This window comes from Aminobacter sp. J41 (genome assembly GCF_000526635.1).
Lineage (GTDB): Bacteria > Pseudomonadota > Alphaproteobacteria > Rhizobiales > Rhizobiaceae > Aerobium.
Genome location: NZ_JAGL01000007.1, coordinates 89480 through 100730, shown reverse-complemented (window position 1 = coordinate 100730; position 11251 = coordinate 89480). Strand labels below are relative to the sequence as shown.

The 11251-nt window shown below is 63.2% G+C and carries 13 protein-coding genes; 7 read left to right on the top strand and 6 right to left on the bottom strand.

What is annotated here, in order from left to right; genetic code table 11:
- Positions 1-88: 88 nt before the first annotated feature.
- Entirely contained in the window at positions 89-1234 is a 1146-nt protein-coding gene (locus L630_RS0107290; RefSeq protein ID WP_024847614.1) for an aminotransferase class I/II-fold pyridoxal phosphate-dependent enzyme, read from the bottom strand.
- Between the two features lie 126 nt (positions 1235-1360).
- On the opposite strand from L630_RS0107290, the gene L630_RS0107285 reads away from it, so the two are divergent.
- The 6 genes from L630_RS0107285 to aat all read left to right on the top strand — a co-directional run bounded on the left by L630_RS0107285 (position 1361) and on the right by aat (position 6614).
- Positions 1361-2734, top strand: coding sequence for a M48 family metalloprotease (locus L630_RS0107285; protein WP_024847613.1), 1374 nt, complete (start codon positions 1361-1363; stop codon positions 2732-2734).
- A gap of 24 nt (positions 2735-2758) precedes the next feature.
- Positions 2759-3553, top strand: coding sequence for a DsbA family protein (locus L630_RS0107280; RefSeq protein WP_024847612.1), 795 nt, complete (start codon positions 2759-2761; stop codon positions 3551-3553).
- Between the two features lie 111 nt (positions 3554-3664).
- The gene (gene aroQ / locus L630_RS0107275; protein WP_024847611.1) at positions 3665-4102 is read left to right on the top strand and encodes a type II 3-dehydroquinate dehydratase; all 438 of its coding nucleotides are present in this window, start codon (positions 3665-3667) and stop codon (positions 4100-4102) included.
- A gap of 35 nt (positions 4103-4137) precedes the next feature.
- Positions 4138-4608 carry an acetyl-CoA carboxylase biotin carboxyl carrier protein gene (gene accB, locus L630_RS0107270; protein WP_024847610.1) on the top strand — a complete coding sequence of 157 codons (471 nt, stop codon included), beginning with the start codon at positions 4138-4140 and terminating at the stop codon, positions 4606-4608.
- An 8-nt stretch (positions 4609-4616) separates the two neighbouring features.
- Positions 4617-5975: an acetyl-CoA carboxylase biotin carboxylase subunit gene (gene accC / locus L630_RS0107265; protein ID WP_024847609.1), complete on the top strand. Its 1359-nt coding sequence runs from the start codon at positions 4617-4619 to the stop codon at positions 5973-5975.
- 21 nt (positions 5976-5996) lie between these two features.
- Positions 5997-6614 carry a leucyl/phenylalanyl-tRNA--protein transferase gene (gene aat, locus L630_RS0107260; RefSeq protein ID WP_024847608.1) on the top strand — a complete coding sequence of 206 codons (618 nt, stop codon included), beginning with the start codon at positions 5997-5999 and terminating at the stop codon, positions 6612-6614.
- A gap of 6 nt (positions 6615-6620) precedes the next feature.
- Here aat and L630_RS0107255 read toward each other — a convergent pair whose 3' ends face one another.
- Together L630_RS0107255 and L630_RS0107250 are read right to left on the bottom strand one after the other, a co-directional pair.
- Positions 6621-7037 (bottom strand): DUF2155 domain-containing protein, encoded by a 417-nt coding sequence (locus L630_RS0107255; protein ID WP_051473128.1) that lies wholly within the window; start codon positions 7035-7037, stop codon positions 6621-6623.
- A gap of 110 nt (positions 7038-7147) precedes the next feature.
- Entirely contained in the window at positions 7148-7546 is a 399-nt protein-coding gene (locus L630_RS0107250) for an NADH:ubiquinone oxidoreductase subunit NDUFA12 (protein ID WP_024847606.1), read from the bottom strand.
- Between the two features lie 152 nt (positions 7547-7698).
- On the opposite strand from L630_RS0107250, the gene L630_RS0107245 reads away from it, so the two are divergent.
- The gene (locus L630_RS0107245; protein WP_024847605.1) at positions 7699-8130 is read left to right on the top strand and encodes a hypothetical protein; all 432 of its coding nucleotides are present in this window, start codon (positions 7699-7701) and stop codon (positions 8128-8130) included.
- Positions 8131-8135: 5 nt separating this feature from the next.
- Here the strand turns inward: L630_RS0107245 and L630_RS0107240 are convergent, their stop codons facing one another.
- From L630_RS0107240 to gatB, 3 genes are all read right to left on the bottom strand, one after another.
- Positions 8136-8969, bottom strand: a complete 834-nt coding sequence (locus L630_RS0107240) for an EamA family transporter (protein ID WP_024847604.1) — start codon at positions 8967-8969, stop codon at positions 8136-8138.
- Between the two features lie 98 nt (positions 8970-9067).
- A complete protein-coding gene (locus L630_RS0107235) occupies positions 9068-9568 on the bottom strand; it encodes a GNAT family N-acetyltransferase (protein ID WP_024847603.1) in 501 nt (166 codons plus the stop codon).
- Between the two features lie 2 nt (positions 9569-9570).
- On the bottom strand, positions 9571-11070 hold the full coding sequence (gatB, locus tag L630_RS0107230) for an Asp-tRNA(Asn)/Glu-tRNA(Gln) amidotransferase subunit GatB (RefSeq protein WP_024847602.1): 1500 nt from the start codon (positions 11068-11070) through the stop codon (positions 9571-9573).
- Positions 11071-11251: the final 181 nt, after the last annotated feature.

The window sequence follows — 11251 nt, the reverse complement described above, 5'->3', positions numbered from 1 at the left end:
CCGATCAGACAAAAAGGAACCGGCGCACGCGCCGGTTCCTTTGTTTTCAAGGATTGGTTAGCGGGCAGACGGCACCCGACCGAGCTGGTTAAAGCCAGCGCGTCAGCCGCTCGATGGCTTCGGAAACGTCCGCGCCGCTACCCGCATAGGACAGGCGCAGGTAACGATGGCCTTCGCTAATGTCGAAGTCGAGACCCGGCGTTGCCGCGACATGCGCCTCTGCGAGCAGACGCTTCGCGAAGTCCATGCTGTCATTCGTGTGCCGCGAAACATCGCAATAAGCATAGAACGCGCCGTCCATGGGTGCTGCCAGCGGCAGGCCGAGCTTCGGCAGCGCGTCCGACAGCAATGCGCGGTTAGCGATGTAGCGCTGCTTGACGAGATCGAGCTCCTCGCTCGCGCCGAACGCCTGGATCGCGCCGATCTGCGAGACTTCCGGTGCAGAGATGTAGAGGCTCTGAGAAATGCGCTCCACGGGTCGAACCAGCTCCTCCGGCAGCACCATCCAGCCGATGCGCCAGCCAGTCATGCAATAGTACTTCGAGAACGAGTTGATGACCGTTACATCATCGCCGTAGCTCAGCGCGCTGACATCGGCGCCGGTGTAGGACAGTCGGTGGTAGATCTCGTCCGAGATGACGGCGATGCCGAGGTTGCGGGCAGCTTCGACCAGCTCGCGCAGCGCCTCTGCCGGGATCAGAGCACCGGTCGGGTTGCCGGGGCTGGCGAACAGCACGCCCTTGAGCGTTTTTTCACGATGGGTACGCTCCAGCATTTCCGCGGTAAGGTAGCCTTCGTCGCCCAGCCTGATCTCGACGACCTCAAGGCCCAGCGCCGCGAGGATGTTGCGGTAGGCGGGATAGCCGGGCGTGGTGATCGCAACGCGGTCGCCTGCGTCGAACATCGCGAGGAAGGCGAGGTTGAAGCCGGCCGACGAGCCGGTTGTTACGGCAATGCGCGAGGCAGGTACGTCGAGGCCGTAGGCATCGCCATAGTGCTGGGCGATTGCCTTTCGCAGGTCCATCAGGCCCAGCGAATCGGTGTAGCCTATCTGTCCGTTCTGAACCGCACGCGCTGCAGCCTCTCGCACCGCGCGCGGAGCGGGATCGGAAGGCTGGCCGACGGCAAGCGACACCACCGGATGCCCCTGGGCACGCAGGCGGTTCGCCTCTGCCAGGATGTCCATTGCGTGAAACGGCTCGACTGCGCCGCGTCTGGAAATGGCGACCGCCATGTATAACCTCGGTAACCAGAAGGGGGAGTGGCCGCACAAATGCCTGAAACATGTGCGGATCACAAGTTGATGAAAACCAACGCCGCAGCTTTTCAGCTTACCCAAGGTCCGTTAGCTCTGACTTCCATGCGTCGATTTGCTTCGCTCCGCAACGTCTTGCGCCTGTTCCTTGCCACGATCCTGTCGGTGGCCGTTTCCGCGCAGGCCCATGCCCAGCGCGGCATCTCTCTCGTCCGCGACGCGGAAATCGAGGCACTGGTTGCCGAATATGCCCGACCGATTCTCGAGGCTGCGGGCCTCAGCAAGTCCGGCATTGAAATCATTCTGGTCAACGACAACTCGTTCAACGCGTTCGTGGCCGGGCGTCGCATCTTCGTGAACACCGGCGCGCTGCTGATGTCGGAAACGCCGAACGAGATTATCGGCGTGATCGCGCACGAGGCCGGTCATATCGCCGGCGGCCACCAGCAGCGCCTGCGCGAGCAGCTGTCGCGCGCGCAGACCATGGCTATCATTTCGACGATTCTTGGCGCGGGCGCGATGGTGGCCGGCGCGCAAGCGGGCTCCGACGGCCTTGCCCGCTCCGGCACCGGCATCCTCATGGGTGGCACGGAAGCTGCCCGCCGTTCGCTGCTAAGCTACCAGCGCACCGAGGAAGCCACCGCCGACCGCTCGGCCATCACCTATCTTGAGCGCACCGGCCAGTCGGCCAAAGGCATGCTGAAGACCTTCGAGCGGCTCGGCAAGTCGATGGCGCTCGCCGGCGTTCGCGTCGATCCCTACCAGATCAGCCACCCGACGCCGCAGGAGCGCATTGCGACGCTCGAAACCCTGGCGCGCCAGAGCAAGCACTTCGAGCGCAAGGATCCCCCTGCCCTGCAGCTGCGCCACGACCTGATGCGGGCCAAGATCGCCGCCTACACGCAGGGCCACCAGGCGGCAATGCGGCTGTTCCGCAACGATCCGCGCGGTCTGCCTGCTCTCTACGCCGACGCCATCGCTACCTTCATTTCCGGCAGCGCCCGCGCCGCAGTCGGCAAGATCGACGCCGTGGTCGCACAGAACCCGAAGAACCCCTATTTCCACGAAATGCGTGGCGAGATCCTGATGAAGGCCGGCCGTCCGGCTGAGGCCGCTGAAGCCTTTGGCCGCGCAAAGAGCCTCGAGCGCGGCAATTCCGGCCTTATCCAGATCGGCTACGGCCAGGCGCTGCTCGCCACCGGCAAGCCCGAGAATATCCGCAAGGCAGTTGTCGAGTTGCAGGCGGGGCTGACGCGCGCGAAGGATTTTTCCGCCGGCTACCGCTATCTCGCGCAGGCCTACGGACAGCTGGGCGATATCGGCCAGGCGGAGCTTGCAACCGCCGACGGGCACTTCTATTCGGGCAAGTACGACGAAGCGAAGAAATTCGCCGCGCGGGCACAGCTGAAGCTGAAGAAGGGATCACCCTCCTGGCTGCGCGCGCAGGACATCCTCAATTACAAGGCACCAAAGCGCTAGGCGCAGAGAACAGGCCAATCCGACATGAGCATCAAAGCAATCCCCTTCGCTCTCGCAGGCCTCGCCGCCAGCGCACTAATGGTCGGCGCAGGTTATTATGCCGGCAACCAGGCGTCCTCCTCTGCCGCCGTGCAGGCGTCCGCACCATCGGCCGGCCTGCCACAGCAGCAGATCGAGCAGATCGTGCGCGAATATCTCCTCGGAAATCCGGAGATCCTTGCAGAGATGCAGGTGGCGCTCGAACAGCGCCAGCAGGACATGCAGGCCGAGCTGCAGCGCGCGACCATCGCCGAGTCGGCCGACGTCATCTTCAATTCAAAGTATGACGGCGTGATCGGCAATCCGAACGGTACCACGACGATCGTCGAGTTCTTCGACTACAACTGCGGCTTCTGCAAGCGCGCGCACGAGGACATGAAGGCGCTCGTCACCAACAATCCGGACCTGCGCTTCGTACTGAAGGAATTCCCGATCCTCGGGCCCGACTCGCAGAAGGCGCACATCGTCTCGATGGCATTCCGCTCGCTGGCGCCGGAGAAGTACCAGGAGTTCCACGAGCGCCTGCTCGTCGGCGGCGCCCGCGCTTCGGAAGGCGCGGCGATCCTCGCCGCCGTCTCGCTCGGTGTCGATGAGGCGACGCTGCGCCAGGAGATGAAGAACCCCGAGATCATCGAGGCCTTCAACCAGACCTATGACCTTGCCAACCGGCTCGCGATCACCGGTACGCCTTCCTATGTGGTGGGTGATGAAGTCGTGTTCGGCGCGCTCGGACACGAGGTTTTGTCAGAAAAGGTTGATCAGGCCCGCGCGACGAATTAACCGTGAAGCGGACGCGCTGTTGTCGTTGTGGACAGGCGAAGAAGGCACTTGCGCTCTTTGCCTCCCGGACTAAGCCCTTTATAGATGCCGGCGCGCAGGGACCATCTATCCATGTCAAATGTCATTTTCGTTCTGAACGGCCCCAACCTCAATATGCTCGGCGTCAGAGAGCCCGGCATCTATGGTGGCAAGACGCTGGACCAGATCGGCGAGGATTGCCGCAAGGCCGGCACCGAGCTCGGATTTGAGGTCGATTTCCGCCAGTCCAACCACGAGGGTGTTCTGGTCGACTGGATTCAGGAAGCCGGTGCCAAGGCCAAGGGGCTGATCATCAACCCCGGCGCCTACAGTCATACTTCCATCGCCATCCACGACGCGATCCGGGCCGTGCAGCCCCTGCCCGTCGCGGAAGTGCATCTTTCCAACATTCACGCGCGCGAACAATTCAGGCACCATTCATGGGTGTCGCCCGTTGCCACCGGCATGATCTGTGGATTCGGCCCATACGGGTACATCATGGCACTTCACGCGCTCGCCGCCCGGTCATGACCGGCGCCAAGAAACACGATAAGGGACCCAACTCGATGTCGACCAAGAAATACGGCGTTGACCAGCAGCTGATCCGCGACCTCGCCAGCATTCTGGATGAAACCAATCTGACCGAAATCGAGGTCGAACAGGACGATCTGCGGATTCGCGTTTCGCGCACTCCGGCTGCGGTCCAGGCTTTTCCCCCGGCAGCTGCGCCTGCTCCGGCACCCGTTTCGGCTGCCCCGGCGGCTCCTGCTGCTCCCGCAGCGGCGGCACCGGCAGACGTCTCCAAGAACGCCGTCCCGTCGCCGATGGTCGGCACCGCCTACCTCGCTCCGGCTCCGGGCGCCGCGCCGTTCATCACCGTCGGCCAGCAGGTGAAGGAGGGCCAGACCCTTCTCATCATCGAGGCGATGAAGACGATGAACCAGATTCCTGCACCGCGTGCGGGCACCGTCACCGCGATCCTGTGCCAAGATGCGCAGCCCGTGGAATACGGTGAGCCGCTCGTAGTCATCGAATAGGCCGGGCGATGTTCCAGAAAATCCTGATCGCCAACCGCGGTGAAATTGCGCTTCGCGTCCTGCGGGCCTGCAAGGAGCTCGGCATCAAGACGGTCGCGGTGCATTCCACCGCCGACGCGGATGCCATGCATGTGCGCCTCGCCGATGAGAGCGTCTGCATTGGACCGCCGCCGTCGCGCGAATCCTACCTCAACATCCACCAGATAGTGGCGGCCTGCGAGATCACCGGCGCGGATGCGATCCATCCGGGCTACGGCTTCCTGTCGGAGAACGCGAAGTTCGCCGACATTCTCGCCGCGCACAACATCACCTTCATTGGCCCGAAGGGCGACCACATCCGCGTGATGGGCGACAAGATCGAGGCGAAGCGCACCGCGAAGAGCCTGGGCATCCCGGTCGTTCCCGGCTCCGACGGCGCCGTGACCGAGGAAAAGGAAGCCAAGCGCATTGCCGCCGAGATCGGTTACCCGGTCATCATCAAGGCTTCGGCCGGCGGCGGTGGCCGCGGCATGAAGGTCGCGCGCAGCGAAGCTGACCTTGAGGTCGCGCTTGCAACAGCCCGCTCGGAAGCTGGTGCCGCGTTCGGCGACGACGCCGTCTACATCGAGAAGTATCTCGAGAAGCCGCGCCACATCGAAGTCCAGGTCATGGGCGACGGCATGGGCCAGGCGATCCACCTTGGCGAACGCGACTGCTCGCTGCAGCGCCGTCACCAGAAGGTGTGGGAAGAAGCGAACTCCCCTGCCCTCAATGCAGAGGAACGTGACCGCATCGGCATGATCTGCGCAAACGCGATCGCCAACCTTGGCTATTCGGGCGCTGGCACGATCGAGTTCCTGTACGAGAACGGCGAGTTCTACTTCATCGAGATGAACACCCGCCTGCAGGTGGAGCATCCGGTCACGGAAGCGATCACCGGCATCGACCTCGTCCATGAGCAGATCCGCGTTGCATCAGGCGGCGGGCTTTCGGTCCGCCAGGAAGACGTGCGCTTCCACGGCCACGCGATCGAGTGCCGCATCAATGCCGAGGACCCGCGCACCTTCGTGCCGTCGCCTGGCAAGATCACGCACTTCCATACGCCTGGCGGCCTTGGCGTGCGTGTCGATTCCGGCGTCTACTCGGGCTACAAGATTCCGCCCTACTACGACAGCCTGATCGGCAAGCTGATCGTGCATGGCCGCAACCGTGTTGAGTGCATGATGCGCCTGCGCCGCGCGCTTGACGAGTTCGTCGTCGACGGCATCAACACAACGCTGCCGCTGTTCCGTGACCTCGTTGGCAATATCGACATCGCCAATGGCGATTACGATATTCACTGGCTGGAGAAGTATCTGGCTTCGACCACGCCGGGCAACGACGGATAACAACGGGCACAGGCTGGCATCATGAGCCGCCCCATCGCACCAGGACGTCGAATTCCCCTCGACCTCCTGCTGCGTGCCTACGCGTCAGGCGTCTTTCCGATGGCGGAAAGCGCCGACGATCCGGAAATCTTCTGGGTTCGACCCGAGTCGCGCGGCATCCTGCCGCTCGACTCCTTCCACGTGCCGCGCAGCCTCAGGAAGACGGTCCGGCAGCAGATCTTCGAAATCCGCGTCAACACCGACTTCAAAGGCGTCATCGACGGCTGTGCGGAGGCGCGCGAAGGGCGCATGTCGACCTGGATCAACGAGCCGATCCGCGAAGCCTACACTGCCCTCTTCGAGCATGGCTACTGCCACACAGTCGAAAGCTGGCGGGACGGCAAGCTGGTGGGCGGCCTCTATGGCGTCAGCCTCGGGCGCACCTTCTTCGGCGAAAGCATGTTTTCGCGCGAGACCGATGCGTCGAAGGTGGCGCTGGTCTACCTGGTCGAGCGGCTCAGGGAACGCGGCTTCGTGCTCCTCGACACGCAGTTCACCACCGAGCACCTCAAGCGCTTCGGCGCAATCGACGTTCCGCGCAAGAAATACGAGCAGATGCTGGAAGAAGCGCTGCAGGGTGACGCGCAGTTCGCGCCCTGAGCGGCTTCAGTTGGTCTTCGGCGCCTCGGGCGCGGGAACGTCCGACTCCTGCTTGCAGGTCTTCAGCCAGACGTCATAGACGGGGTGCTCGACAGCGTTCAGGCCCGGGCTTTCGGCAAACATCCAGCCGGTGAAGATGCGGCGGATCTTGCGGTCGAGGGTGATCTCGTCAACTTCAACGAAGGTGTCGGTCTTGGGCTCTTCCGTCTCGGGCGAGGAATTGCAGACGCGCGGGGTGACCTGCAGCGCGCCGAACTGCACCGTCTCGTTGATGTAGACGTCGAAGGTGATGATGCGGCCGGTGATCTTGTCGACACCGGTAAACTCCGCGACCTTGTTCTTGATCCGCTCGGCAGACGCAGGAACAGCCGCAACTGCAAGGCAGCCCACGGCGGTGAGCAGCAGGCGGCGCAGAGATGTCATCGAATTGCGAGTGCCCATGCGGCGGTACGATCCGGTGATTCAGGAAGGAACTGCGTCTGGGTACAGGACGATTGTGGCGAGAAAAACCTCGCCACAGCCTCGCATTGCACTCAGTTGCCCGGGGTCCAGGCGTCGTAGTCGCCGGTCACGCGCGGGCGTTCGCCGGTGTTCAGCAGCGAGCCCTTCGGACGGTATGCGTTCGGCGTACCGGTCGGGTTCGGGTTATGCGGCTTCTGCCACTCGCGCGGCTGGTAGTTCTCCCTGGACGGCGGGGTATCCACGCGGTGATGGATCCAGCCATGCCAGCCCGGAGGGATCGAGGACGCTTCCGAATAGCCGTTGTAGATGACCCAGCGGCGGGTGCGGCCTTCAGAATCCTTGCCGCCCTCATAGTAGACGTTGCCGAACTCATCGGTGCCGACGCGGGTGCCGTGACGCCAGGTATGGAAGCGGGTTCCGAGCGTCTGGCCGTTCCACCAGGTGAAGAACTGTTTCAAAAAGGTCGTCATAGATTCCTCCGGCAAGGTATCGCCGTAGCCCCGCTTATGGCCTCACACGACGCCAATTACAAGGGTTCTGAAGCCACAGGATTTCAATTGGCAACGGCTTTTGCCTGACGCATTCTCTGGCCCGACAACATCCATCGTCGGGGAGGACTTCCATGAACCTTCGCAAGTGTGCGGCTGTGCTTTCGGCCGCATGTCTCATGCTCGGCGGGGCAGCGCTGCCATCGCAGGCCAACGGCATCGCATTCGCCTATGCGCCCGAACAGGGTGGCGGCGTCTGCGTCGGCGAGGATGCGGCGTCGACCATCGACTGCGCCCGCCAGAAATGCGCCGAGCGCGCCGGCTCCATTGAGGACTGCGCGCCGATGGCGTGGTGCGAAGGCCCGGGCTGGTCGGCCGGCGTCGGGGTGATGCACAAGGAGGGCATCCACTGGAGCGAGTTCACCTGCGGGTGGCCTTCTCGTGAAGCGGCGCTGGCGGCGGCCAAGGTGCGTTGCGACCTCAGCTTCCGTGAGAATATCGACTCCTGCTTCGCGGGTGTTGTCTACGATCCCGAAGGCAACGAGATCATCCTCGACGACGAGTAAGCGCCTCAGGCGGCCAGCATCAGGACGCCCGCCGCGACGATCACCGCCGCGATGAGGCGCTTGGCCATTGGCCGCTCGCCGAACATGAACACGCCGATCAGGGCGGCGATGATGACGCTCGATTCGCGCACGGCCGAGATTCCGCCGAGCGGCGCGATCGTCGCCGAGAATATCACCAGGCCGTAAGCCGCTGCCGAGAACACGCCGCCCAAAAGCCCGACCCACACCAGCTTGTTGTGAACCGACGGCAAGGTCTTACGCCGGCGTGCAAGCACGAAGGCGGTGATCAGCACCTCGCTGGCGAACAGCCAGCCGATATAGCCCATCGGCGCGCCCGACAGGCGAACGCCAACGCCATCGACCACGGAATAAATGGCAATCACGACGCCGGTGGTCAGCGCGGCGAACAACGCACGCGGGTCAGTGCCGGCGATGCGCTTGCCGGCCGTCAGGAACAGGATGCCGAGCGAGACGGTCGTCACACCCGCCCAGCCGAGAGGCGTCAGCGTCTCGCCGACGAACAACCAGGCGCCGAGCGTCACCAGCGCCGGCGCGATACCGCGAGACACGGGATAGACGTGCGAGAGGTCGCCCCATCGGTAGGCGAAGAAAATCAGGGCGTAGTAGAAATAGTGGATGATCGCCGAGGCAATGATGAACGGCCAGCTCTCCGGCGCAGGCATCGGCGCGAGGATCGCGACAATCGTACCGCCAACGAAATGCACGAAGGCTACGCCAGCCAGCACGATGGCACGGTCGCCGTTCGCCTTGACCATTGCGTTCCAGGATGCATGCAGGAGCGCTGCCAGCAGGACAAGGGCGAGAGCTAGAGCCGACATAGGGATGCTTTCGGACGGGTAGGATCTGGCTGCATTTCCAGATCAATCTGGCAGAAGGATCAAGAAAATAGCGTTAGTCCAGAAGGACTTGTTGGCGACTATTCAGCCCAGAGAATAGGACGCTCGAAAATGGCGGCTTTGATGCCGGAGCCTTCCTTGCCGCAATTGCCGGTCTCGCCCACCTTGGAAAAGCCCTGTCCCACATAGAAGCGCACAGCGCGCATGTTTGCTTCCTCGACCTCCAAGCGAACCTTGTCGGCGTCGGGAAAGCAACCCTCGACCTCGTCGAGCAGCAGGCCACCGATACCCCTGCCCTGATGGGCCGGATGAACGTAGAGCTGGTGGAGCTTGACGGTCTTGCCGTCATCAGCAACGGTCGCGAACGCGACGCCTGCGATCGTCTCGCCGTCATCGGCGAGCAGGAACTCGGATTGCGGCATGTCAATGCGCGCTCGCAGCGCGCTCAGCGAATGCCAGTCGCTGTTGATCGACGCGACCCGGTCAGAACCGTAGATCGCGTCGTAGGTGTCGTGCCAGGCCTCAATGAGGAGCTGGCGCACCGCCTCAAGATCGCGTTCCGAAGCGGTGCGGACAAACATGGCTATTCGATCCCGAGGCGTGCCTTGACGAGGTCGTTGACGGCCTGGGGGTTAGCCTTGCCACCGGTAGCCTTCATCACCTGGCCGACGAACCAGCCAGCCAGCGTCGGCTTAGCCTTGGCCTGCTCGGCCTTGTCCGGGTTGGCAGCAATGACTTCGTCGACGGCTTTCTCGATCGCTCCGGTGTCGGTCACCTGCTTCATGCCGCGTGTCTCGACGACTTCGCGCGGATCGCCGCCCTCGTTCCAGATGATCTCGAACAGGTCCTTGGCGATCTTGCCGGAGATCGTGCCTTCCTTGATCAGGTCGACGATCGCACCGAGCTGGTCGGGCGAAACCGGAGTCGTTTCAATGTCTTTGCCGGACTTGTTGAGAGCGCCCAGGAGGTCGTTGATGACCCAGTTCGCGACCGTCTTGCCGTCGCGGCCGGCGGCGGCCTTTTCGAAGTAGTCGGCGATCGCCTTCTCCGAAACCAGGACCGACGCGTCGTAGGCCGAGAGGCCAAGTTCCTTGATCAGGCGGGCCTTCTTGTCGTCCGGCAGCTCCGGCAAGTCGGCAGCCAGCGCGTCGACGTAGGCCTGGTCAAACTCGAGCGGCAGCAGGTCCGGATCCGGGAAGTAGCGGTAGTCGTGCGCCTCTTCCTTCGAGCGCATCGAGCGGGTCTCGCCCTTCACCGCGTCGAACAGACGGGTCTCCTGATCGATCACGCCCCCGTCCTCGAGGATGGCGATCTGGCGGCGTGCCTCATATTCAATGGCCTGGCCGACGAAGCGGATCGAGTTGACGTTCTTGATCTCGCAGCGGGTGCCAAACGGCTCGCCCGGACGGCGGACCGAGACGTTGACGTCGGCGCGCATGGAGCCTTCGTCCATGTTGCCGTCGCAGGTGCCTAGGTAACGGACGATCGTGCGCAGCTTGGTTAGGAACGCCTTGGCCTCGTCAGCCGAACGCATGTCCGGCTTCGAGACGATTTCCATCAGCGCCACGCCCGAGCGGTTCAGGTCGACATAGGACATGGTCGGATGCTGGTCGTGCATCGATTTGCCCGCATCCTGCTCGAGGTGCAGACGCTCGATGCCAACCTCGATGTCTTCGAAGTTGCCCTGACGGTCAGGGCCGACCGAGATGATGATCGTGCCCTCACCGACGATCGGCTGCTTGTACTGCGAGATCTGGTAGCCCTGTGGCAGATCCGGATAGAAATAGTTTTTGCGGTCGAAGACCGACTTCAGGTTGATCTGCGCCTTGAGGCCGAGGCCGGTGCGAATAGCCTGGCGCACGCACTCCTCGTTGATCACCGGCAGCATGCCGGGCATGGCGGCGTCGACGAGGCTGACGTTCGAATTCGGCTCAGCACCGAACGCAGTCGAGGCGCCGGAGAACAGCTTGGCGGCGGATTTCACCTGGGCATGCACCTCCATGCCGATGATCACCTCCCAGTCACCGGTTGCACCGGGAATGAGGCGCTTGGGGTCAGGTGTGCGCGTATCGATGATGGTCATGGAAGTCCGTTCGTCGCTGCAGGGTCCGGAGGCGCGAGCGCGCCACAAAAACATTGGGTTTCGCTAGATCAAAGCGCGCGCTCATGCAAGCGCTTCGGGCCAATCAGCGCTGCATGCAGGGTCGCAGGGGCGCCGCAAACCGCTGTGCCAAAGCGGGTCCCCCGGGATGTTAGGGATGAAA